The sequence below is a fragment of the Serratia sp. K1WW1 genome, from assembly GCF_055790865.1.
The window spans coordinates 723,939-746,058 of the sequence record NZ_CM147697.1 but is presented as its reverse complement, the minus strand read 5'-3'; the positions used below and the strand labels follow the sequence as shown (position 1 = coordinate 746,058).

The 22,120-nt window shown below is 55.8% G+C and carries 22 protein-coding genes; 16 read left to right on the top strand and 6 right to left on the bottom strand.

The features are described from left to right. Positions 1-28: 28 nt before the first annotated feature. Positions 29-1,648, bottom strand: coding sequence for an ABC-F family ATP-binding cassette domain-containing protein (locus ACX9GU_RS03415; protein ID WP_473193847.1), 1,620 nt, complete (start codon positions 1,646-1,648; stop codon positions 29-31). A gap of 284 nt (positions 1,649-1,932) precedes the next feature. Between ACX9GU_RS03415 and ACX9GU_RS03410 the strand changes: the two genes are divergently transcribed. Then, entirely contained in the window at positions 1,933-3,954 is a 2,022-nt protein-coding gene (locus ACX9GU_RS03410; RefSeq protein WP_473193846.1) for an oxidoreductase, read from the top strand. Positions 3,955-3,993: 39 nt separating this feature from the next. On the opposite strand, the gene rlmG is transcribed toward ACX9GU_RS03410, so the two are convergent. Beyond that, on the bottom strand, positions 3,994-5,133 hold the full coding sequence (gene rlmG, locus ACX9GU_RS03405; RefSeq protein WP_059201899.1) for a 23S rRNA (guanine(1835)-N(2))-methyltransferase RlmG: 1,140 nt from the start codon (positions 5,131-5,133) through the stop codon (positions 3,994-3,996). Between the two features lie 149 nt (positions 5,134-5,282). Between rlmG and ACX9GU_RS03400 the strand changes: the two genes are divergently transcribed. The 4 genes from ACX9GU_RS03400 to sstT all read left to right on the top strand — a co-directional run bounded on the left by ACX9GU_RS03400 (position 5,283) and on the right by sstT (position 9,127). Further along, positions 5,283-5,789: a M48 metallopeptidase family protein gene (locus tag ACX9GU_RS03400; RefSeq protein WP_422527615.1), complete on the top strand. Its 507-nt coding sequence runs from the start codon at positions 5,283-5,285 to the stop codon at positions 5,787-5,789. Positions 5,790-5,878: 89 nt separating this feature from the next. Then, entirely contained in the window at positions 5,879-6,859 is a 981-nt protein-coding gene (locus ACX9GU_RS03395) for a Gfo/Idh/MocA family protein (protein WP_473193845.1), read from the top strand. 1 nt (position 6,860) lies between these two features. Continuing rightward, complete coding sequence (locus ACX9GU_RS03390) at positions 6,861-7,598, top strand: glutamine amidotransferase (protein ID WP_166733467.1); 738 nt, start codon at positions 6,861-6,863, stop codon at positions 7,596-7,598. A gap of 293 nt (positions 7,599-7,891) precedes the next feature. Then, on the top strand, positions 7,892-9,127 hold the full coding sequence (gene sstT / locus ACX9GU_RS03385; protein ID WP_473193844.1) for a serine/threonine transporter SstT: 1,236 nt from the start codon (positions 7,892-7,894) through the stop codon (positions 9,125-9,127). 332 nt (positions 9,128-9,459) lie between these two features. On the opposite strand, the gene ACX9GU_RS03380 is transcribed toward sstT, so the two are convergent. The 3 genes from ACX9GU_RS03380 to uxaC all read right to left on the bottom strand — a co-directional run bounded on the left by ACX9GU_RS03380 (position 9,460) and on the right by uxaC (position 13,059). After that, the gene (locus ACX9GU_RS03380; RefSeq protein ID WP_473193843.1) at positions 9,460-10,059 is read right to left on the bottom strand and encodes a YgjV family protein; all 600 of its coding nucleotides are present in this window, start codon (positions 10,057-10,059) and stop codon (positions 9,460-9,462) included. A 76-nt stretch (positions 10,060-10,135) separates the two neighbouring features. Next, positions 10,136-11,626 carry a UxaA family hydrolase gene (locus ACX9GU_RS03375; RefSeq protein ID WP_473193842.1) on the bottom strand — a complete coding sequence of 497 codons (1,491 nt, stop codon included), beginning with the start codon at positions 11,624-11,626 and terminating at the stop codon, positions 10,136-10,138. 20 nt (positions 11,627-11,646) lie between these two features. After that, positions 11,647-13,059 (bottom strand): glucuronate isomerase, encoded by a 1,413-nt coding sequence (uxaC, locus tag ACX9GU_RS03370; protein ID WP_473193841.1) that lies wholly within the window; start codon positions 13,057-13,059, stop codon positions 11,647-11,649. A 398-nt stretch (positions 13,060-13,457) separates the two neighbouring features. On the opposite strand from uxaC, the gene ACX9GU_RS03365 reads away from it, so the two are divergent. The 11 genes from ACX9GU_RS03365 to ACX9GU_RS03315 all read left to right on the top strand — a co-directional run bounded on the left by ACX9GU_RS03365 (position 13,458) and on the right by ACX9GU_RS03315 (position 20,954). Then, complete coding sequence (locus ACX9GU_RS03365) at positions 13,458-14,756, top strand: MFS transporter (protein WP_021806933.1); 1,299 nt, start codon at positions 13,458-13,460, stop codon at positions 14,754-14,756. Between the two features lie 117 nt (positions 14,757-14,873). Continuing rightward, the gene (exuR, locus tag ACX9GU_RS03360; protein WP_021806934.1) at positions 14,874-15,650 is read left to right on the top strand and encodes a transcriptional regulator ExuR; all 777 of its coding nucleotides are present in this window, start codon (positions 14,874-14,876) and stop codon (positions 15,648-15,650) included. A gap of 187 nt (positions 15,651-15,837) precedes the next feature. Beyond that, a complete protein-coding gene (locus ACX9GU_RS03355; RefSeq protein WP_473193840.1) occupies positions 15,838-16,287 on the top strand; it encodes a hypothetical protein in 450 nt (149 codons plus the stop codon). 129 nt (positions 16,288-16,416) lie between these two features. Further along, entirely contained in the window at positions 16,417-17,091 is a 675-nt protein-coding gene (locus tag ACX9GU_RS03350; protein WP_021180653.1) for a DedA family protein, read from the top strand. Then, a complete protein-coding gene (mzrA, locus tag ACX9GU_RS03345; protein WP_473195102.1) occupies positions 17,091-17,462 on the top strand; it encodes an EnvZ/OmpR regulon moderator MzrA in 372 nt (123 codons plus the stop codon). The genes ACX9GU_RS03350 and mzrA overlap by 1 nt, the downstream gene beginning before the upstream one ends. 227 nt (positions 17,463-17,689) lie before the next feature. Continuing rightward, positions 17,690-18,061: a DUF1090 domain-containing protein gene (locus ACX9GU_RS03340; protein WP_473193839.1), complete on the top strand. Its 372-nt coding sequence runs from the start codon at positions 17,690-17,692 to the stop codon at positions 18,059-18,061. Between the two features lie 163 nt (positions 18,062-18,224). Beyond that, positions 18,225-18,530: an ElaB/YgaM/YqjD family protein gene (locus ACX9GU_RS03335; protein ID WP_021180656.1), complete on the top strand. Its 306-nt coding sequence runs from the start codon at positions 18,225-18,227 to the stop codon at positions 18,528-18,530. A 2-nt stretch (positions 18,531-18,532) separates the two neighbouring features. Further along, a complete protein-coding gene (locus ACX9GU_RS03330) occupies positions 18,533-18,952 on the top strand; it encodes a phage holin family protein (RefSeq protein ID WP_024528176.1) in 420 nt (139 codons plus the stop codon). Continuing rightward, positions 18,930-19,217 (top strand): YqjK-like family protein, encoded by a 288-nt coding sequence (locus ACX9GU_RS03325; RefSeq protein WP_473193838.1) that lies wholly within the window; start codon positions 18,930-18,932, stop codon positions 19,215-19,217. Before ACX9GU_RS03330 ends, ACX9GU_RS03325 begins: the two co-directional genes overlap by 23 nt. Before the next feature lie 279 nt (positions 19,218-19,496). Further along, entirely contained in the window at positions 19,497-19,892 is a 396-nt protein-coding gene (locus tag ACX9GU_RS03320; RefSeq protein WP_024528174.1) for a DoxX family protein, read from the top strand. Positions 19,893-19,967: 75 nt separating this feature from the next. Beyond that, on the top strand, positions 19,968-20,954 hold the full coding sequence (locus ACX9GU_RS03315; protein WP_473193837.1) for a glutathione S-transferase family protein: 987 nt from the start codon (positions 19,968-19,970) through the stop codon (positions 20,952-20,954). A gap of 212 nt (positions 20,955-21,166) precedes the next feature. Here ACX9GU_RS03315 and ACX9GU_RS03310 read toward each other — a convergent pair whose 3' ends face one another. Then, positions 21,167-22,072 carry a LysR family transcriptional regulator gene (locus tag ACX9GU_RS03310; protein WP_021180661.1) on the bottom strand — a complete coding sequence of 302 codons (906 nt, stop codon included), beginning with the start codon at positions 22,070-22,072 and terminating at the stop codon, positions 21,167-21,169. Between the last annotated feature and the right edge of the window lie 48 nt (positions 22,073-22,120).

The following is a 22,120-nucleotide window of genomic DNA, read 5'->3' as shown; positions in this document are numbered from 1 at the left end:
ACTCCCCAGCTTGGCCCCTCAGGCGGGGTTACATTGCTTGAAAGCACCAACCCGCCGCCGACCAGAACAAACGATGGGTCAATCGCAGCGCCTGTAAGAAGTCCTCATCGTGCGACACCACCAGCATCGCACCAGGAAACTCCGCCAAGGCCGCTTCAATGGCCTGCGATGAGGCCAGATCCAAATGGTTGGTCGGTTCATCCAGCAGCAGGAGTTGCGCAGGCTCACGCCGCCACAGCACACAGGCCAGCGCCGCTTTCAACCGCTCTCCGCCACTCAATGCCGCCAGCGGCAGCGTGACCCGATCGGCATTCAGTTGCAGCTGCGCCAGTTGGCTACGCAACATCCCTTCAGCCAGCGGGGTATCCTGTAAACCCAGATGATCGACCACCGAACGCGTCAGATCGAGCTGGGACAGGTTTTGATCGAGATAGGCCAGCGTTACCGAGCAATGGCAATGACCAGCGCTGGCAGCCAACTGCCCCAGGATCACCTTCAACAGCGTAGATTTGCCACAGCCGTTCTGGCCGGTGATGGCGACGCGCATCGGGCCATCCATCCGCCAGTCGAGCGGCGGTAAGCTGACAAACGGCAGCTGTAACTGTTCCAGCACCAACACCTGCTTACCTGCGGCCACCGTGCTGCCCGGTAAGGTCAGCATCACCGGGTTATCTTCTTCAACCCGTTCCCTCGCCTCGCGCACTGCTTCATCCAGTGTGTTCTTTTGCCCCTGATGCTGTTTACGCAAAGTCCCCATCGTGTCGCGCGCAGCCCCTTTGAGGGCCGCTTTTTCAAAAGAGGCGATATTCAGCGAATCCACGGTTCTCAGCGTGCGGGCGGAATGGCGCTGGTAATTGTCATGTTCTTTCTGCTGGCGGGCGCGGACGCGCCGTCTTTCCAACGCGGCATGTTCCAGTTGGGCACGCGCCGCCTGTTGCTCTTGCTCCCGCAGCCGATGGTAATCGTGATAATTGCCACCGTAGCTGCGCAGTGCCTCGGGGGTCAGTTCGACGATCCGCTGCATCCGTGACAGCAGTTGCCGATCGTGGCTGGCAATCAACAGACCGCCGCGCCACTGTGCCAATTGCTGATACAGCCATTCGCGGCCCGTGCTATCGAGGTGATTGGTCGGTTCGTCCAGCAACAGGAAATCGGCCCCCGACATTAACGCGCCACACAAAACCGCACGCATACGCTCGCCACCACTCAGCTCTCCGGTTGGCCGTTGCGGGTCAAAATCAGGCAATCCCGCCGCCGCAAAAGCCGTGATCAGGCGATCCGCCAGATCCCACTGGCCCTCAAGACGATCGATATCGTCCAGCCGTGGGCAACCTTGCTCAAGACGGGCCTGGGCGGCAAACACTTCGCCGTAGCCCAGCAGCGTTGCCAGTGTTGTCTGTTCGGTGAAGTGCGGCTGCTGCGCCACATAGGCAAAGGTTGCCTGCGTTTCAATATGGCCTAAGGCGGGTTGATCCAGCCCGGCAATCAGACGTAGCAGGCGAGTTTTTCCCACACCGTTACGCCCCACCAGGCCACAGTGCTGCTGTTCAACGGCCAGATTAAGCGGGCCAAATAGGGTCTCGCCATTGGCAAACTGACAGGTTAATTGATGTAAAACGAAATAAGGGGACTGCGCAAAATGAGCCATAAACACTCCTGTATGAAATCAAAACATCCCCATACGGCACGGGCGTGCTCGGTATAGGGCCAGATATCAGCAGGTGTGGTTGTTCATTTTCGGTAATGGCTCCGCAGAGAGAAAAAGGATAAAGCGAGCCGATGTTAGCCGATCTTTTATACCGATTGCAAACATGAGGTCTATCACATTCAGCACATCCGCGTTTCCCAACTGCGCCAACAACGGCTAGATTTATCTCATCCGACCACTTGAGGGTCGTCAAAACTATAACGATAAATATTGTGGAGACTGCAATGCGTGCTTACCCTAACCTGCTTGCGCCGTTGGATCTTGGCTTCACCACCCTGAAAAACCGGGTGCTGATGGGATCGATGCACACCGGCCTGGAAGAACTGCCTGATGGCCCCGAGCGTATGGCGGCATTCTATGCCGAGCGGGCCGCTGCCGGTGTCGCCCTGATCGTGACCGGCGGTATAGCCCCCAATGAAAAAGGCGTGGTGTATCGCGGGGCATCGGTCCTGAACCAGCCACAGCAGGTTGCCCATCACCGGATCGTGACTGAGGCAGTCCATCAGGCTGGGGGCAAGATTGCCCTGCAAATCCTGCATACCGGGCGCTATAGCTATCAGCCACAACCGGTAGCCCCTTCTGCGCTGCAAGCGCCGATCAACCCATTCAGCCCAGCAGCACTTACCCATCAAGAGGTCGAACAGACTATTGCCGACTTCGCCAACTGCGCGGCATTGGCTCAGCAGGCTGGCTATGACGGCGTGGAAGTCATGGGGTCTGAAGGTTACCTGATTAACCAGTTCCTGGTGTCTCGTACCAACCAGCGCACCGACCAATGGGGCGGCAGTTTCAACAACCGCATGCGTTTCGCCGTCGAGATTGTGCGGGCCGTGCGCGAAGCGACCGGGCCGGAATTTATTCTGATCTACCGCCTGTCGATGCTCGATCTGGTGGAGGATGGCTCCAGCTGGCAGGAGATCGAACAGCTTGCCGTGGCGATCGAACAGGCTGGTGCAACGCTGATCAACACCGGCATCGGCTGGCACGAAGCACGTATTCCCACCATCGCCACCATGGTGCCGCGCGCCGGGTTCAGTTGGGTGACGCGCAAGCTGATGGGCAAAGTGAAGATCCCGCTGATCACTACCAACCGCATCAACGATCCGGCGGTGGCAGAGCAGGTGTTGGCCGATGGCTGTGCCGACATGGTGTCCATGGCGCGCCCGTTCCTGGCGGATGCGGCGTTCGTGCAGAAGGCCGCTGAAGGCCGTGCAGACGAAATCAACACCTGCATTGGCTGCAATCAGGCCTGCCTGGATCAGATTTTTGACCATAAGCTCACTTCGTGCCTGGTCAACCCTCGCGCCTGTCGCGAAACCGAAATGCCATTGATCACCACGGCAACGCCTAAAAAACTGGCCGTGGTGGGAGCCGGGCCTGCCGGGTTGGCATTTGCCACCACCGCCGCCAGCCGTGGGCATCAGGTAACCCTGTTTGACGCCGCCGAGCAGATCGGCGGCCAGTTCAATATCGCCAAGCAAATCCCCGGCAAGGAGGAGTTTCACCAGACGCTGCGCTATTTCCGCCGTCAGTTGGCGCTCAATGAAGTGGAACTGAAGCTGGGGCAGCAGGTGCAACCGCAGGATCTGGCGGATTTCGATGAGGTGATCCTCGCCTGCGGCATCGTGCCGCGTATGCCAGCCATTGCGGGCATCGAACACGCCAAGGTGATGAACTATCTCGATGTTTTACGCGATAAAAAACCGGTTGGGCAACGGGTCGCCATCATTGGGGCCGGGGGAATTGGCTTCGACGTCGCCGAATACCTCAGCCAGCATGGCACCTCCAGTAGTCTGGATCCGGCAGCATTTAACCGCGAATGGGGGATCGATTCGCAGCTCGAGCAGCGCGGGGGCCTGAGCGCCCAAGGGCCGGAAGTGCCAGCCTCGCCACGCCAGATATTCCTGTTGCAACGCAAAACCAGCAAGGTGGGTGAAGGCCTGGGTAAAACCACCGGTTGGATCCATCGCACCAGCCTGGCGGTACGTGGCGTGAAGATGCTTAACAGCGTGAACTATCAACGTATTGACGACGAAGGGCTACATATCCTGCGTGCCGAGCAGGAAAGCTGCTTGCCGGTGGATACGGTGGTGATTTGTGCCGGGCAGGAACCGCGCCGTGAATTGCAGCAGCCGCTGCTGGAGATGGGGAAAACGGTACATCTGATTGGCGGAGCCGACGTGGCTGCCGAGCTGGATGCCCGCCGCGCTATCGATCAGGGCACACGGCTGGCAATGGCTCTGTAACCCATTGATTAGACGGGCGCAGCATGCTGCGCCCCGACATTAATAACGCGCGCCAGACTTGACCGCTTTGAGGATCAAGAACTTCTGGTTGGAGGCCACGGTGGTGCAGTTGCCGAACAAACGTCTCAGCTTCTGGTAGTAATCCAGATGCCGGTTGCCCACGATCCACAGCTCACCACCTACTTGCAGGCAGCGCTTGGCGTCGCAGAACATCTGCCAGGCGGTATGATCGGTGATCGCATGCTGCTGGTGGAACGGTGGGTTGCACAGTACCGCCTGCAGGCTTTCACGCTCAATGCCCGCCAGCGAGTTGTTCACTTCAAACTGACAGCGATCCATCTCCTGCGGCAGGTTGTGCTCCACGTTCAGTTCGCTGGAAGCCACCGCCATGTAAGACTCATCGACGAAGGTCATCTGCGCTTGCGGGTTCTGCACCAAGGCACGCATCCCGATAATGCCGTTGCCACAGCCGAGATCGACAATATGGCCCTGCAAATCCTTCGGCAGATTTTCCAGGAACAGGCGTGCGCCAATATCCAGGCTACCGCGTGAGAACACGTTGGCGTGGTTGTGGATCAGCCAGTCCGTGCCGTCGAGCAGCCAGTCGGTGGTCTCCGGCGCTGCCGGTGGCACGATGTCAGCGACCTGGCAATAAATCAGGCGGGCCTTTTTCCAGGCCAGGCTGGTGCGGGTTGGGCCCAGCACCCGCTCAAACACTTGCATGGTCGAGGTATGCACGTCACGCGCTTTGGCACCGGCCACGATCAGCGTATCGGGTGCCACCACGTCACGCAGGGCACGTAATTGCTGCTCCAGCAGCGCCAGCGCTTTCGGGATGCGGATCAATACCACCGCCGGGTTGGCAGGCAGTTCGGCCAGGCTGTCTTGCAAGGTGACCTGCTCGACATCGAGCTCATTGAGCTTGAGGTTATGGCGCGTCGCCAACTGGCTCATGTATGAATCGCTGATACTGTAAGGCTTATAGCCATGCAGAGCACAGGCCAGCGTGCCAAAGTTGTCGTTGAAAATCAGTACCGGACGTTCGCCGATATCGACATTTTCCAACTGTTGCAGCAGATATTCGTCCGCCGCTTCCCACGCCTGCAACTGGGTGGCTTCTTCCTGTTGGGGATAACGCTCCAGCTCAAGTTGCTGTGTTCCCAGATCGAGTTGGCTCATTGCCCCTCCTGAATGATAAATTTGGGCTGTTTATCCCCTAAAAACGCTCAGCAGTAAAATGTTTTTTGGGATTAATTGCCCTTTGCAGGATTTGAGCAACAAAACGTCATACAATGCTCGCCCTGGTTTACCACTGAATACTGAATAACATGTCCGAACTGAGCTACCTGCAAGGCTACCCCGATCATCTGCAAATGCAGGTGCAGCAACTTATCGAGCAACAGCGGCTGGGTGAGGTTTTGTTGCAGCGCTATCCGCAGGTTCATGGCTGCACCACCGACAAGTCGCTTTATCAGTTTACCGTCGATCTGAAAAATCAGTATCTGCGTAATGCTCAACCGCTGAGCAAGGTGGCCTACGACAGCAAAATCCAGGTGATGAAGCACGCCTTGGGGCTGCATACCGCCATTTCCCGGGTGCAAGGTGGCAAGCTGAAAGCCAAAGCCGAGATCCGCGTGGCGACGGTGTTTAAAAACGCCCCGGAACCTTTCCTGCGCATGATCGTGGTCCACGAGCTGGCGCACCTGAAAGAGAAAGACCACAACAAGGCCTTCTACAGCCTGTGCTGCCATATGGAACCCAGCTATCACCAGTTGGAGTTTGATACCCGCCTGTATCTGACCCATCTCTCCTTATTTGGTGAACTCTATGAATAATCAGCATTTTTAAGCAGTTATTCGCCTAACGTTTGCGGCGTGATAATCTGGTTCCCTAAGCTATCTTCCTGTGGAAATCGGAGTCACCCATGATTCGCTTTGCTGTTGTCGGCACCAACTGGATCACCGAACGTTTTATCGATGCGGCTCACGAAAGCGGCAAGATGAGGCTGACCGCCATCTATTCGCGTAAACTCGAACAGGCGCAGGCCTTTGGCGCCAACTATCCGGTCGAACACTTCTTTGACTCGCTAGAAGCGCTGGCGCAATCCGACGTGATTGATGCGGTGTATATTGCCAGCCCCAACTCTCTGCACTGCCAACAATCTCTGCTATTCCTCAGCCATAAAAAGCATGTGATTTGCGAGAAGCCGCTGGCGTCGAATCTGCGCGAAGTGGAACAACTGGTGGCCTGCGCACGGGAACATCAGGTGGTGCTGTTTGAAGCGTTCAAAAGCGCCCACTTGTCCAATTTTCTTATCCTGCAACAGGCATTGCCGAGGATTGGCAAACTGCGTAAGGCATTTATCAACTATTGCCAATACTCCTCTCGCTATCCGCGTTACCTGGCCGGTGAAAATCCAAACACCTTCAACCCGCACTTTTCCAACGGCTCGATCATGGACATTGGCTATTACTGCGTGGCCAGCACCGTGGCGCTGTTTGGTGCACCGCAGTCGGTATTGGCTAGCGCAACATTGCTCGATACCGGGGTAGATGCCCACGGCAGCGTGTGCCTGAACTATGGTGACTTTGACGTGGTGATCAGCCATTCCAAGGTCAGCAACTCGGACATTCCGAGTGAGATCCAGGGTGAAGAAGGTACGCTGGTGATCGAAAAAATCTCCGAAGCCCAAGGCGTGGTGCTGACGCCGCGCGGTGAAAATAGCCAGGTGCTGACCCAGCCACAACACATCAATACCATGCTGTATGAAGCGCAAGTGTTTGCCGAACTGGTGGAAAAACGGCAGGTCGAGCATGAGAGCCTGGAAAATTCCCTGATCGTCGCCAGCCTGCTGACGGAGATCCGCCGCCAGACCGGCGTAGTGTTCCCCGCTGACGGAGAATGAGATGAAACCGCTGTTGTTGATGCAAACCGGTGATGCACCGCAGATGATCCAGCAGGAGCAGGCCAACTTTGAGCAGATGTTCCTGCAACAGGGGAATATCGCCGCAGATCGAGTACATATCGTGCACGTACTCGCCGGTGAGACGCCATTGCCCCCGGAAGATTACTGCGGCGTGGTGATCACCGGTTCAGCTGCGATGGTGACCGAACGGCTTCCCTGGAGCGAACGGGCGGCAGAATGGTTGCGCCAGGCAATGCAAATCAATTTGCCGATCTTTGGCGTATGCTACGGCCACCAGCTTCTGGCTTATGCGCTGGGCGGCGAGGTGGGTTATCACCCGCAGGGCATGGAGGTTGGCACTCTCGAGATCGAGTTATTACCCGCTGCCCGCTCAGATAAGCGTCTGGCTTCCCTGCCTGCGCGCTTCAACGTGAACCTGATCCATGCGCAAAGCGTATTAACGCCGCCGCCAGGGGCTGAAGTGCTGGCCCGCTCGCAACAGGACGCCTGCCAAATCCTGCGTTACGGCGATAACGCTCTGACCACCCAGTTCCACCCGGAGTTTAACGGGGCGATCATGCAGCGCTACCTGAGCTGGCTCAGCGGGTTGGAACCGGCCAAGCAGCAAATTTATCAGCTTAAACAACAACAGGTTAGTGATACCCCGTTCAGCCAGCTGTTGCTGCAGGACTTTGTCGCCAGCCTTGGGGCCCAGCAGCCATTGGCTGGAGTGGGTTGAGGTTGGTCACCATAATCTGTTATCCGGGGCGCTAGACGCCCCGCGATTATTTGGCAAATAGCCATAAACGCCAAATGTTATGACGATCACACAAATGTAAACAGCATGTTATCAATCATTGATCCATGCAGGTAATTTCACCTTCTCCCCTTTTCAAGATCCCCCGTTTACTGAATACTGACACGGCAAACATACTTAGTTACAGATATGACGATAAGTTGCCCGGCCACGTTTCAGCCGAGGCGCAGCAATCTGTACATCACATTCTCAGGGAGCGGAAACGCAAGAGCATCATGAATAAACTATTACTACGCATCACTCAGGGCAGCCTGGTTAAACAAATAATGATCGGCCTGATAGCGGGCATTGTGGTGGCACTGGTTTCGCCAGCCGCCGCAGCCGCCATTGGCCTACTCGGGACGCTGTTCGTGGGCGCGTTAAAGGCCGTTGCACCTCTGCTAGTACTGGTGTTGGTCATGGCTTCCATCGCCAACCATAAACAGGGCCAAAAAACCAATATCCGCCCCATCCTGTTCCTCTACCTGCTGGGTACCTTTGCCGCCGCGCTTACCGCCGTGGCGATCAGCTTTATTTTCCCTTCCACGCTGGCACTGGCCGTAGGCAATACCGATATCAACCCGCCGGGTGGCATCGTTGAAGTGATCAAAGGCTTGCTGATGAGCGTGGTGGCGAACCCATTCCATGCGCTGATCAACGCCAACTACATCGGCATCCTGGCCTGGGCCGTGGGTCTGGGGCTGGCGCTGCGCCATGCCTCTGAAACCACCAAGTCGCTAATCAATGACATGTCCCATGCCGTGACCATGGTGGTGCGTGCGGTGATCCGCTGTGCGCCGCTGGGTATCTTTGGCCTGGTGGCATCGACCCTGGCCGAAACCGGCTTTAGCGCACTGTGGGGCTACGCCCAACTGCTGTGCGTGCTGATCGGCTGTATGCTGCTGGTGGCGTTGGTGCTGAACCCGCTGATCGTTTACTGGAAGATCCGCCGTAATCCTTATCCACTGGTGTTCACCTGCCTGCGCGAAAGCGGCGTTACCGCCTTCTTTACCCGCAGCTCCGCAGCCAATATCCCGGTGAATATGGAACTGAGCAGAAAGCTGAACCTTAACGAAGATACCTACTCGGTTTCTATTCCGTTAGGGGCGACCATCAACATGGCTGGTGCCGCAATCACCATCACCGTGCTGACGCTGGCGGCGGTGAATACGCTGGGTATTCCGGTGGATGTGCCTACTGCACTGCTGCTGAGCGTGGTTGCTGCGATCTGTGCCTGTGGGGCTTCCGGCGTGGCCGGTGGTTCACTGTTGCTGATCCCGCTGGCTTGCAACATGTTCGGTATTCCTAACGAAATTGCGATGCAGGTGGTTGCCGTCGGCTTTATCATCGGCGTACTGCAGGACTCGGCTGAAACTGCGCTCAACTCCTCCACCGACGTGCTGTTTACCGCAGCGGCTTGCCAGGCGGAAGACCAGCGTTTAGCCAATGAAGATCCGCTGAAAGTTCGCTAAGTCCCCTCACCCCAACCCTCTCCCACAGGGAGAGGGAGCTGTTAGTCCCTGCTCTTTTGCAAGTAGAAAGACAATCTCAGCAAACTCGATCCCCCCTCATCCAAGGTGAGACACTACATTTTCAAATCCACTCGATCGGCCCCCTTGTGCGAAAGGGAGCTGATAGCCTCTGCTCTGTTGGAAGAGTGGAGGTAATCTCAGCAAACTCGATCCCCCTCATCCAAGGTGAGTCACTACATTTTCAAGGTCCCCTTGTGCGCAAGGGAGCTGATACCCGTGCTATTTCCACTTTAGGAGTAAGAACAAGAAAGGCAAGGTAGTACTCAAAGCAATCAACGAACTCGATCGGTTCCCTCTCCCTGTGGGAGAGGGTTAGGGTGAGGGGCCTGGCACTCTTCGGCAGGCGCCTTTTTTTCGACCGCAAAAGGATCGATGCCGCGCAGTTGCAGGCGGCGGAAGCGGATAATGTTGAAACCGTTCATCAGCAGGAAACTGCCTTCAATCAGCGAACCCCCGATCGAGCCAAGCCAGATGTTGTGGGTAACCCAACAGGCCGTTGAGCACCACATTACACAGCGGGTGGTCAAACCCCGTGTGCGGAACAACGCCCAGGTGCTAACGGTCGTGCCGCAGATCGGTAGCAGTTCGATCCAGTGGTGGAAGCGGGATAAACCGATGATCAGCGTAAGGGAGATAAAGATCCACATCACCCATAGACTGCGAGTCTTCATCGAGACCAGGTTGCGGCAGGCGCTGAGCAGTGCGCTACTCCCCGCGGCATTCGCCCCCATCAGGATAAAGTGGATGCCGATAATCAGGCTGTAGCCCGACAGCTGCAGTTTGAAACGCTGGTCATCGCGATTAAAAAAGCTGGTGATGCCTACCAAAAAAGCCAGCACGCCAACGGACTGCGCAAACCAATAAAACGTCATTAGGGAGATCCTGGGGCGGTAGTAGCAAGGCGTTTAAAACAAAACGCCGTTTTATGCTACTCCCGCCGGCTAGGCTTTACAACGTGACACCGCTTTTAAAGATCGCCAACTCGCGGAAATCATTCACTTCATTACGCGCCGGTGCACCATCGGCAATGTCCACGATCAGATCGACAAACTGCTCCAGCATCTGCGCCATCGGCAAGCCGTGGATCAGGCGGCCTGCGTCAAAATCGATCCAGTGCGGCTTCTTCGCTGCCAGCTCCGAGTTGGTCGCCAGCTTCACCGTTGGCACAAATCCACCGTAAGGCGTCCCCCTCCCGGTGCTGAACAGCACCATATGGCACCCGGCTCCCGCCAGCGCGCTGGTAGCGACCGCATCATTGCCCGGCGCACTCAGCAGGTTCAGCCCCGGCAGGCGCAGGCGCTCACCGTATTTCAACACGTCCACCACCTGGCTCTGCCCGGCTTTTTGGGTGCAGCCCAGGGATTTCTCTTCTAACGTGGTGATGCCCCCAGCCTTGTTGCCCGGCGAAGGGTTCTCGTAAATCGGTTGGTTGTGGGCAATAAAATACTGTTTGAAGTCGTTGACCATGCTGACGGTTTTTTCAAAGGTCTCTTCATCGCGGCAGCGGCTCATCAGAATGCGCTCGGCACCAAACATTTCCGGCACTTCGGTCAGCACCGTGGTGCCGCCGTTGGCAATCACATAATCTGAAAAGCACCCCAATAACGGGTTGGCCGTGATCCCCGATAAACCGTCCGATCCCCCACATTCCAGGCCAAACTTCAGCTCGCTGAGCTTGCCCGGCTGGCGGCGATCGTCGCGCATAATCTGGTATAGCGCATGCAAATGTGCCAATCCGTCGGCAACTTCATCATCCTGTTGCTGGCAGACCATAAAGCGCACGCGCTGTTCATCAAACTCACCCAGAGTACTGCGGAAGGCATCCACCTGGTTGTTCTCACAGCCCAGGCCAATCACCAGAACCGCACCCGCATTGGGGTGACGCACCATATTTTGCAGCATGGTGCGGGTATTTTCATGATCCTGACCGAGCTGTGAGCAGCCGAAGGGGTGGCTGAACAGATGCACGCCGTCGATCCCTTCTGCTTCCCCGGTTTCCTTCAGAAAACGTTGCAGGATCTGACGGGCGATGCCATTCACACAGCCCACGGTCGGGATAATCCACAGTTCGTTGCGGATCCCTACCTCACCGTTGCTGCGGCGGTAAATCTGTACGTCACGATCTGCCGCCTGCGCCGGTAAGGTCTGGAATTCCGGTAGATACTGATAGCTGTCGAGATCGCTCAGGTTGGTTTTGGCATTTTGCGAATGAATATGTTCGCCCGCAGCAATGGCCACCAGCGCATAACCGATCGGCAAGCCGTACTTGACGATCATCTCACCGGCAGCGATCGGCTCAAGAGCAAACTTGTGCCCCCGAGCAACGTCTTGCGCCAGTGTGATCGCCTGCCCTTCCCAGACAGGCTGGTCACCAGCCGCCAAATCACACAGTGCAACCGCCACATTATCTTTTGCATGGATTTTTATGATGCTTTGCATAAACCAACCTCGAGCTGTGACTACGCTAATTCGATAGCAAAATAGTGTTTGGCATTGTCGAAGCAGATGTTTTTCACCATCTCACCCAGCAACGCGATATCCGCCGGTGCTTCGCCATCTTCCACCCAGCGACCAATCATCTGGCACAGGATACGGCGGAAGTATTCGTGACGCGTGTAGGAAAGGAAGCTGCGGCTGTCGGTCAGCATGCCCACAAAACGGCTAAGTAGCCCAAGCTGTGCCAACTGCGTCATCTGGCGCTGCATACCGTCTTTCTGATCGTTAAACCACCAGCCTGAGCCAAACTGGATCTTGCCCGGCGTACCTTCACCCTGGAAGTTGCCGACCATGGTGCCGATCACTTCGTTATCCCGTGGGTTCAGGCAGTAAAGAATGGTCTTCGGCAGCGCCCCCTGCCTGGCTTGAGCATCCAGCAGGCGGGACAGTGATTCGGCTACCGGCTGATCGTTAATGGAATCGAAGCCAATGTCTGGGCCGATAGTAGTGAACATCCGGCTATTGTTATTACGCAGTGCACCGATGTGGTATTGCTGCACCCATTCGCGGCGCTGATATTCAGCAGCCAGGAACAGCAGGACGGCGGTCTTGAACTGGGCAACCTGCTGTGGCGTTGGCAGCTCTCCGCTGAGGCGCTGGGCCAGGATCTTGTCTAGCGTTGTCTCATCGGCCTCGCCGTACATCACCACGTCTAACGCGTGATCCGAAACCTTGCAACCGTGAGCGGCAAAGTGATCCAGGCGTTTTTTCAGCGCATCGCACAAATCGCTGAAGCGGCTGATGGACGTGTCTGCGGCGGCTTCCAGCTGTCGCATATAGTCATTAAACCCGGCGGCTTCAATATTGAAGGCCTTGTCTGGGCGCCAGCTTGGCAATACTTTGATATCGAAACTGCTGTCGGCGGCGATGGCTTGATGGTGGCGCAGATCGTCGATCGGATCGTCGGTGGTGCCCACCATTTTCACCTTCATCTGTTTCATGATACCGCGAGCGCTGAAAGCCTCTTGCGACAACAGTTCATTGCCACGCTGCCAGATTTCATCTGCAGTAGTCGGGGAGAGCAGCTTGCCGGTGATGCCAAACGGACGGCGCAATTCCAGGTGCGTCCAGTGATAAAGCGGGTTGCCAATGGTATGCGGCACCGTTGCCGCCCAGGCATCAAATTTTTCCCGGTCAGAGGCATCGCCGGTGCATAGGCGTTCAGCCACGCCGTTGGTACGCATCGCGCGCCACTTATAGTGATCGCCCTTCAACCAGATATCGTACATGTTTTTAAAACGATAATTTTCGGCAATCTGTTGCGGTGGCAGATGGCAGTGATAGTCGAAAATAGGCTGATCCGCCGCATAGTCGTGATACAGGCGGCGGGCAAATTCACTGTCTAACAAGAAATCATCGCTCAAAAACGTGGCCATAGTGGGTTCCTCACCTTTTATCCTGGCTAACCTTGCTGTCAACTTGCGAAAAGTTATCACACCAATTTAATGCGGAGTCTAGCGGATTTTCATCTTGAATGGCCAATTATTACGGCCTCCAAACACCTATCCAGACGGCAACCATTAAATCAATGCCATATGATGCCAAGCATTATCACCTAAAAAAATAATGGTTTTTGTGATGTCACTCAACTTTTAAATCTGTATGACAAGTTATCTTCTCGCCACCCTGATACGGGTTTATCACCACAGATTAATGGCAACGCGCAGGGCGGCGTCGGTAAGCGGAATACCGGCAACCAGATGAAAGGAAATCACCACCATGACCGCCACGGGCTTGCCGGTGGCCGAAATATTAAGACTGGGAGAGATTTGGGATGCGTAAAATTAAAGGCTTACGCTGGTATATGATCGGCCTGGTGACTATCGGCACCGTGCTCGGTTATCTGACCCGCAATGCGATGTCCGTCGCAGCCCCCTCGCTGGAAGGTTCACTGGGGATCACGACCCAACAGTATTCCTATATTGTTGCCGCCTATTCAGCCTGCTATACCCTGATGCAGCCCGTTGCAGGCTATATCCTTGACGTGCTCGGCACTAAAATCGGCTATGCGATGTTTGCCATCCTGTGGGCCATCTTCTGTATGGGCACCGCGCTGGCCAACAGCTGGGTCGGTCTGGCGATGGCCCGTGGTGCGGTTGGTATGGCCGAAGCGGCGATGATCCCTGCCGGGCTGAAAGCCAGTAGCGAATGGTTCCCGGCCAAAGAGCGCTCCATCGCAGTGGGTTACTTTAACGTCGGCTCCTCGGTGGGCGCGATGCTCGCTCCTCCGTTGGTGGTCTGGGCGATTGTGGCGCACAGCTGGGAAATGGCGTTTATCATTACCGGTGTCCTGAGCCTGATCTGGGCCATCTGTTGGCTGATCTTCTATAAGCACCCGAAAGACCAGAAGAAACTCAGTTCCGAAGAACGCAGCTACATTCTGGATGGTCAGGAAGCACACCACCAGACCAGCAATGCCAAGAAGATGTCCGCCTGGCAGATCCTGCGTAACCGCCAGTTCTGGGGTATTGCGTTACCGCGTTTCCTGGCAGAGCCTGCCTGGGGTACCTTCAACGCCTGGATCCCGCTGTTCATGTTCAAGGCTTACGGCTTTAACCTGAAAGAAATTGCCATGTTCGCCTGGATGCCGATGCTGTTCGCCGATTTCGGCTGCATCCTGGGTGGCTATCTGCCGCCATTCTTCCAAAAGCATTTCGGCGTCAACCTGATCGTCTCACGCAAACTGGTGGTCACCCTGGGCGCCGTACTAATGATTGGCCCAGGCATGATCGGCTTGTTCACCAGCCCTTATGTCGCCATCGCCTTACTGTGCATCGGGGGCTTTGCCCACCAGGCACTGTCCGGTGCGCTGATCACCCTGTCGTCGGACGTCTTTGGCCGCAACGAAGTCGCTACCGCCAACGGGCTGACAGGTATGGCTGCATGGACGGCGAGCACCATGTTCGCTCTGGTAGTCGGCGCATTGGCTGACACCATAGGCTTCAGCCCGCTGTTCGCCGCCCTGTCGGTGTTCGATATTCTGGCCGCCATCGTGATCTGGACCGTGCTGCAAAACAAGCCGGTTTCCGAGCTGGAACAGGAGCGATTACAAACCGCTGATGCCAGCAGTTAACCCCCACAGCCCGGCCTTTGTGCCGGGCTTTTCGCATCTGACTCGCTAGCAGCTACAACGGATAAGTGGTATAACAGGTCCTATGGCATCACGCCCTTCTACCGCCGAGTATTCACTATGGAATTCACTGAAACCAGACGCCTTTATCAGCAATTGGCCGCCGAGCTAAAACGGCGCATTGAGGGCGGGGTCTACCCTGTCGGTGAGAAACTGCCAGCCGAGCGTTATATCGCAGAAGAGATGAACGTTAGCCGCACCGTGGTGCGTGAGGCGATCATCATGCTGGAGGTGGAAGGTTACGTCGAAGTGCGCAAAGGCTCGGGCATCCATGTGATCTCCAACCAGCAGAAGCACCTGGTGGTACCGGGCGAAAGCCTCGAATTCGCTACCTCTGGGCCTTTTGAACTGCTACAGGCCCGCCAGTTGATCGAAAGCAACATCGCCGAGTTCGCCGCCACCCAGGTGACCAAGCAGGATATCGTCCAACTGATGGAGATCCAGGAGCAGGCGCGCAAAGAGGATCGCTTCCGCGATTCGCAGTGGGATCTCAAATTCCACGTGCAGGTCGCGCTGGCGACCCAGAATACCGCCATGGCTACCATAGTGGAAAAAATGTGGGCTCAGCGCGTCAGCAACCCTTACTGGATCAAACTGCACGAACACATCGATGAGCGTTCCATTGCCAGCTGGTGCGACGATCACGATGAGATCCTTAAAGCGCTGATACGTAAAGATCCTCACGGTGCCAAACTGGCCATGTGGCAACATCTGGAAAACACCAAGCAGATGCTGTTCAATGCCACCACCGACGATTTCGAATACAACGCCGATCGCTACCTGTTTGCCGAGAATCCGGTGATCCATTTGGATAACATGGCCACCCCCACCAAATAGGGTTTTGGCGTCAAGAAATCGCGCCGAATGTCAGGTATTGTAAAAACGGCTGAATCGATCCCGGTACAGCCGCCTACTGCGCGATATTTCCCCAGCGACCACGTAGATTTCCCTGTTGCCAATCGTGCTATTTTGGTAGAGTTAGCCCACTTTTTTATCGACTGACTTTGGGGTGGAACGCGAATACATGCGCTGGTTGTTTGCCATGCTTATTGCTCTTTCCTGCTGGACCGGTTCGGTCTCCGGCCCAAAGCTCTATGCAGCACAAACCGCAGCCTTAGCCTCCGCGTTAAGTGCTCAGGCATTATTTGATGAGCATGTGGTTTCCCCCTACGATCAGGATTACCGTCCGCACACTGAACTCCGCCGCAAGCCCCTCAGCAAACTACTGCTGTCTTTGCCCCGGATGCATTCCTACCCCAGCTCGTTGCAGGCCCCGTCCCAGTCGGTTCCGGCCTATACTTTAGCAACGGATCTGGGCTACCGCCTGTGGCCTCAACCGCAGGCAAATAACCCAGCCCCTAACCGGTTGCGGCAGGTCAATTGGACGCTGAACTTCCCGCAGCAGCAAAGCAGGCTCGGGGGTTGGAAAGAAAGCAACATACTTTACCGTGGCTCGCTAACGTATCACTCATGATCCGGTGTCGCCCCAAAAGAATCAGAGAATAAAGCAACACCGTTCATCATCTTCAGCAGCCAGGGCCTCCGCGAGCTTACCGCCCCTGCCGTTGAACGAAAATAACAATGACGTTTTTAGGAACACCGGATGGATATCATTAAGCAACTGTTGGATGCCTTATGGCAGCAAGACTTTGAAACGCTGGCCAACCCCTCGTTGGTCTGGACGCTGTACGTCTTGCTGTTTATGATTTTATTTCTGGAAAATGGCCTGCTGCCCGCCGCCTTCCTGCCGGGCGATAGCCTGCTGATCCTGGTCGGGGTCCTGGTTGCCAAAGGCACCATGAATTTCCCGGTGACCATTCTTATCCTGACCACCGCAGCCAGCCTGGGGTGCTGGGTTAGCTACATACAAGGCCGATGGCTAGGCAATACGCCTACGGTACAGGGTTGGCTAGCTCATCTACCGGCCCATTACCATCAGCGTGCCCACCAGCTGTTCCACCGCCATGGCCTGTCGGCCCTGCTGGTTGGCCGTTTCCTGGCTTTCGTCCGTACGCTGTTGCCTACCATTGCCGGGTTGTCCGGTTTGAGCAACGCACGCTTCCAGTTCTTTAACTGGATGAGCGGCCTGCTGTGGGTTCTGATCCTGGTATCGGTCGGTTTTGCCCTCGGGAAAACCCCGATGTTCCGCAAGTATGAAGACCAGTTGATGTTCGGCCTGATGATGTTGCCACTGGTGCTACTGGTCGCCGGGCTGGTCGGTTCGCTAGTGGTGCTGTGGCGCAAAAAGCGCGCCGACCGTGCAGGGAAAGACGCGTGATAGCCAAACGCCCACGCTGGCAATACGCGCTGATGCTCTTATTGCTATTGCTGGCATTGGCCGCCGTGCTGGCGCCATACATTTTGCGTACGGAAAACGAGCTGCGTATTCACGTGGTTCAGCAGGGCTTATCGTTGCCAGATGGTTTTTACGTCTATCAGCGCCTGGATGAACGCGGTATCCGCATCAAAAGCATTACGCCGGAGGGCGATGGCCTGGTGATCCGCCTGGACTCCCCTGAGCAGCAACTGCTGGCCCGTGAAGCCCTGGAAAACATCCTGCCCCCCGGTTATACCATTGCCCTCAACGAGTCTCCTCTCTCCGGCCGCTGGGTGCGTAAATTTGCACGCGCGCCACTTAATCTGGGATAATCCCTTCACATTGCAGGAATTGCCTTAGGGGGCGCAACATACGGCGCCCCTTCACATTGAGCCGAATGTGAAATACCGGCAGTCTCAATTTTTGGGGTTCTACGCAATTTGTGACTATGCTGATTGTCAGCATGGGCAAGCCGCGTAGGTCACCTGTCGCACTGCCCCTTGGGCAGCAGGAAACCGGGAGCATCCTTGTTATCTCCCAGCATTAAGGAATTGAAATCATGAAATTACGCCACACATTGTTACTGGCCATCCCCCTGTTCACTTTTTCTGCGCTTTCACAGGCAGCGGTCGAGACTTGTGCCAGCAAAGCCCAAGAGATCCAGACCCAGATCGATTATGCCACTAAGCACGGCAACAGCCACCGCGTGGCAGGCCTGCAGAAAGCCCTGAGCGAAGTACAAACCCACTGCACCGAAGCCGGTTTACAAGCAGATCGCCAGAAGAATATTGCTGATAAGCAGGAGAAAGTGGCCGAGCGTGAGCAGGAGCTGAAAGAGGCTCAGGAAACCGGCAAGGCAGATAAAATCGCCAACAAGCAGAAAAAGCTGGCAGAAGCCCAGGCTGAGCTGAAAGCCGCGCAGGCCGAATAATTTTTATATTAGCGGATTTATCGCTAAGAGCCCCATCTGGCGGGATTTTACCAGCCGATAATGACATTGGTTAGTGATATCCACCGGGGATAAGCCCTTTGCTTAAGTGAATAAATCCGCTATGTTAAAAGTCTGTCGAAGTTAATGTTAAGGAGTTATCGAAATGGCACATGATTCACATGCAGAAAATTTACGCGCTGAACTGAAGTCCCTGGCCGATACGCTGGAAGAAGTACTGAACTCTTCCACCGATAAACCTAAAGCTGAACTGGACAAACTGCGTTCCAAAGCAGAAGGCGCACTGAAAGAAACCCGTGCCCGTCTGAGCGATGCCGGTGACAAACTGGCTCACCAAACCAAGCAGATGGCTGGCCAGGCCGATGATTACGTGCGTGAAAACCCGTGGACCGGTATCGGTATCGGCGCCGCGGTTGGCGTGGTGTTAGGCGTTCTGCTCGCGCGCCGCTGATTATGGCAGAGCAGCCGCAAACGCGCGCACAGGGCCCCGGTAAAGGGGTCCTGGATATCGCCCAACGGATTGTCACCATTATGGTCGGCATGGTGGAAACCCGGGTGCGCCTGGCCGTTATCGAGCTGGAAGAGGAGAAAGCCAACCTCATTCAGTTGCTGATGATGGCGGGGCTTACCCTGCTGTTTACCGCGTTCGGCCTGATGAGCCTGTTAATCCTCATCTTCTGGGCCATCGACCCTGCTTATCGCCTGATGGCGTTGGGCACAACTACCGCCGTTCTGCTGTTCCTGGCCGTTGTGGGCATCGTCTGGACACTGTCCAAGGCTCGCCGTTCGACACTGTTAGGGGCAACACGTCAGCAACTGGAACTCGATCGTGCTGAACTGGAGGAGAAACATGAATCACCGCCAGTACCGTGAACGCAGAAAAGAGCAACTCATCCGGCAGATCCAGCAGCAACGCCTGGATCTGGCCGCCAACAAAAGCCAGTGGCTACAAAAGACCGAATCCTTCGATCGCAGCTGGCAGACCTTGTATGGGCTGCGTAAATATATGGCTATCGGTTCCAGCGTGATCGCGCTGTACGGCATACGCCATCCTAGCAAGTTGATCCGCTGGTCACGGCGGGCGCTCAGCGTCTGGGGCACCGTTCGTCTGATCCGTAACGCCCTTGCCAAAAAATAACCGCGCTGTAACAAGTTCAATTATCCCGTTGGTAATCCCTTTTATTTGCGTGGATTTTATCCAAACACGCGTTATAAATCGTTAATTAAATGATTTATAACTACTTTTATCGAATTTTTAATATTCAGATTTTTTGAAAAATTACGACAGTTTTACTTGCTAACAACCCGCAGCATTCCCGTCTAACATTCACTCCATCAACCGAACATGGCGGCTACAGGCCCCCCTGGCGGTACCAATGCCAAGATTGGCAAGCAACAACACTTTTTGGAGTTAATGATGAAGAAATTAGAAGATGCAGGTTTGCTGGTTGCTCGTATTCTGATGCCAATCCTGTTTATCGTTGCAGGTTACGGCAAAATGGGTGATGCCTATGCTGGCACCCAACAATACATGCAGTCGATGGGCGTACCTGGCTTCTTGCTGCCGCTGACCATCCTGCTGGAGTTCGGCGGTGGCCTGGCAATCCTGTTCGGTTTCCTGACCCGTACCGTGGCGCTGTTTACTGCCGGTTTCACCATCCTGACCGCGCTGCTGTTCCACACCAACTTTGCCGAAGGCGTGAACCAGCTGATGTTTATGAAAAACCTGACCATTGCCGGTGGCTTCATCGTGCTGGCGGTTGCAGGCCCTGGCGGCTTCAGCATTGACCGCATTTTGAACAAAAAGTGGTAAGCTTATAGTATCGACGAAAGGCTCGGCTCAACGCCGGGCCTTTTGACTTTTTCTCTCAGCATATTGGAGGATCTCATGGGACAACTCGTTGATGGCGTTTGGCAAGACACCTGGTATGACACCAAATCCACCGGGGGCCGTTTCAAACGTTCAACCTCTCAGTTTCGCAATTGGGTCACCCCAGATGGCGCTGCGGGAGAGCATGGCAAAGCGGGTTTTAAAGCCGAGCAAGATCGCTACCACCTGTATGTTTCCCTGGCTTGCCCTTGGGCACACCGTACCCTGCTGATGCGCAAGCTGAAGGGGCTGGAGCAAACCATCCCGGTTTCCGTGGTACATCCGCTGATGTTGGAAAACGGCTGGACCTTCGGCCAGGATTTCCCTGCTGCAACCGGCGATGCGCTGTATCACTCCGATTTTCTTTACCAGCTCTATCTACGGGCCGATCCGCAGTACAGCGGTCGCGTTACCGTGCCAGTGCTGTGGGATAAACAGCAACAGACCATCGTCAGCAATGAGTCTGCCGATATCATCCGCATGTTCAACAGCGCTTTCGACGCCGTCGGCGCGCGGGCTGGAGATTATTACCCTATAGAACTGCGTGAAAAGATCGATTCGCTCAACGGCTGGATTTACGATTCGGTGAACAACGGGGTGTACAAGGCCGGTTTTGCTACCAGTCAGGAGGCCTATGACGAAGCGGTGAACGGCGTGTTTGCCTCTTTGGAGCGGCTTGAGCAGATCCTCGGCCAGCACCGTTATCTGACCGGCGATCGACTCACCGAGGCCGATCTCCGCCTGTGGACTACACTGATCCGTTTCGATCCGGTCTACGTCACTCATTTCAAATGCGACCAGCGCCGCATCAGCGACTATCTCAACCTGTACGGCTTCCTGCGCGATATCTACCAGATGCCGGGGATTGCCGAAACGGTCGATATGGCGCATATCCGCAACCACTATTATCGCAGCCATGCCACCATCAACCCGCACGGGATCATTTCGATCGGCCCCGCGCAGGATCTGGATGAACCCCACGGGCGCGATGTGCGTTTTGGTTGATTGCGGTTAATCTGAGGATCCGGCAATCGCTGTTTCCCCTCACCCCAACCCTCTCCCACAGGGAGAGGGAGCTGCAATGGCGCCTTGTTCAGGTGCAAGATCTAATTGGTAAGAGACGAGTACAGGAGTTCACTTGTAACTCGATCGGTCCCCTCTCCCTGTGGGAGAGGGTTAGGGTGAGGGGCCTTATACGATGCGAAAATGCGAAGAAGTTACTGATTCTCCTCGCGTGCAAACAGGCGCGGGATTTCGCGTAGGAACCAGGATTTAGCCTCGCCCATGCTGTCGCGCCGCCAGGCCATGATAATGTCTGCCTCACGGCTATATTCCGGCCCCACCACGCGCAAGCGCCCCTGCTCGATATCTTTCTCCACCATCTGATATGGCATGGTGGCAACCCCCAGCCCGGCCAGCAAGGCGCGGCGCTTATCTTCGATGGTGCTCACCGTCAGGCGCTGCTGTTTATCCAGCAATTGCACCGTCAACACTGGCCGCTCCCGCGCGGTATCCGCCACCGCAATACCACGGTATTTCACCCGCGTCAGCTCCGACAGCGGCTCCGGCTCCAGGTGGATTGGATGTTCCGGTGCGGCAACGTACACGCTCATCACCTTATACAGCTTGCGGGTGTTGATTTCAGAAGAGGCGCGAAAGTGCATATCCGGCGCAATAACGATATCGGCCCGCCCTTGCTCCAGCCGCTCCCATGCTCCGGCCAACACTTCGGTAAAGATCGAAACCTGGGTATTGGCCTTCAGCGCCAGCTTATCAACCAAAGGGAACAGCTTGTAGGCAGGGGATAGCGCTTCGCTGACGATGGTAAGATGGGTTTCCCACCCCCGCGCCAATGCCTCTGCATCAGTCGTCAGTTTGTCCGCCGCCTCGAGCAGTACGCGGCCACGCTCAAGCAGCATGCGACCAACGTTGGTAAATTTTGTGCGATGCCCAGATCGGTCAAACAGCACCACATCAAGTTCTTCTTCCAATTTTTGCATGGTGTAGCTGAGCGCCGAAGGCACTCGCCCCAGTTCATCGGCAGCGGCGGCAAAGCTGCCACGGCGGTCGATCGCATCCATAACCCTAAGCGCTTCAAGCGTTAACGCCCGATCTCTGGCCATCGAAACTCTCTATCAGGAAATTTGAATATACCGACCAGATTAACTGGC

What these genes read in the sequence shown, in the direction of transcription:
- ACX9GU_RS03325 (WP_473193838.1), top strand. Translation starts at nt 18,930, where the DNA reads ATGAATCACCGCCAGTACCGTGAACGCAGAAAAGAGCAACTCATCCGG.
- ACX9GU_RS03340 (WP_473193839.1), top strand. Translation starts at nt 17,690, where the DNA reads ATGAAATTACGCCACACATTGTTACTGGCCATCCCCCTGTTCACTTTT.
- ACX9GU_RS03395 (WP_473193845.1), top strand. Translation starts at nt 5,879, where the DNA reads ATGATTCGCTTTGCTGTTGTCGGCACCAACTGGATCACCGAACGTTTT.
- ACX9GU_RS03335 (WP_021180656.1), top strand. Translation starts at nt 18,225, where the DNA reads ATGGCACATGATTCACATGCAGAAAATTTACGCGCTGAACTGAAGTCC.
- ACX9GU_RS03320 (WP_024528174.1), top strand. Translation starts at nt 19,497, where the DNA reads ATGAAGAAATTAGAAGATGCAGGTTTGCTGGTTGCTCGTATTCTGATG.
- sstT (WP_473193844.1), top strand. Translation starts at nt 7,892, where the DNA reads ATGAATAAACTATTACTACGCATCACTCAGGGCAGCCTGGTTAAACAA.
- ACX9GU_RS03415 (WP_473193847.1), bottom strand. Translation starts at nt 1,648, where the DNA reads ATGGCTCATTTTGCGCAGTCCCCTTATTTCGTTTTACATCAATTAACC.
- uxaC (WP_473193841.1), bottom strand. Translation starts at nt 13,059, where the DNA reads ATGGCCACGTTTTTGAGCGATGATTTCTTGTTAGACAGTGAATTTGCC.
- ACX9GU_RS03315 (WP_473193837.1), top strand. Translation starts at nt 19,968, where the DNA reads ATGGGACAACTCGTTGATGGCGTTTGGCAAGACACCTGGTATGACACC.
- ACX9GU_RS03410 (WP_473193846.1), top strand. Translation starts at nt 1,933, where the DNA reads ATGCGTGCTTACCCTAACCTGCTTGCGCCGTTGGATCTTGGCTTCACC.
- ACX9GU_RS03310 (WP_021180661.1), bottom strand. Translation starts at nt 22,072, where the DNA reads ATGGCCAGAGATCGGGCGTTAACGCTTGAAGCGCTTAGGGTTATGGAT.
- rlmG (WP_059201899.1), bottom strand. Translation starts at nt 5,133, where the DNA reads ATGAGCCAACTCGATCTGGGAACACAGCAACTTGAGCTGGAGCGTTAT.
- exuR (WP_021806934.1), top strand. Translation starts at nt 14,874, where the DNA reads ATGGAATTCACTGAAACCAGACGCCTTTATCAGCAATTGGCCGCCGAG.
- ACX9GU_RS03390 (WP_166733467.1), top strand. Translation starts at nt 6,861, where the DNA reads ATGAAACCGCTGTTGTTGATGCAAACCGGTGATGCACCGCAGATGATC.
- ACX9GU_RS03400 (WP_422527615.1), top strand. Translation starts at nt 5,283, where the DNA reads ATGTCCGAACTGAGCTACCTGCAAGGCTACCCCGATCATCTGCAAATG.
- ACX9GU_RS03330 (WP_024528176.1), top strand. Translation starts at nt 18,533, where the DNA reads ATGGCAGAGCAGCCGCAAACGCGCGCACAGGGCCCCGGTAAAGGGGTC.
- ACX9GU_RS03350 (WP_021180653.1), top strand. Translation starts at nt 16,417, where the DNA reads ATGGATATCATTAAGCAACTGTTGGATGCCTTATGGCAGCAAGACTTT.
- ACX9GU_RS03375 (WP_473193842.1), bottom strand. Translation starts at nt 11,626, where the DNA reads ATGCAAAGCATCATAAAAATCCATGCAAAAGATAATGTGGCGGTTGCA.
- ACX9GU_RS03355 (WP_473193840.1), top strand. Translation starts at nt 15,838, where the DNA reads ATGCGCTGGTTGTTTGCCATGCTTATTGCTCTTTCCTGCTGGACCGGT.
- ACX9GU_RS03380 (WP_473193843.1), bottom strand. Translation starts at nt 10,059, where the DNA reads ATGACGTTTTATTGGTTTGCGCAGTCCGTTGGCGTGCTGGCTTTTTTG.
- ACX9GU_RS03365 (WP_021806933.1), top strand. Translation starts at nt 13,458, where the DNA reads ATGCGTAAAATTAAAGGCTTACGCTGGTATATGATCGGCCTGGTGACT.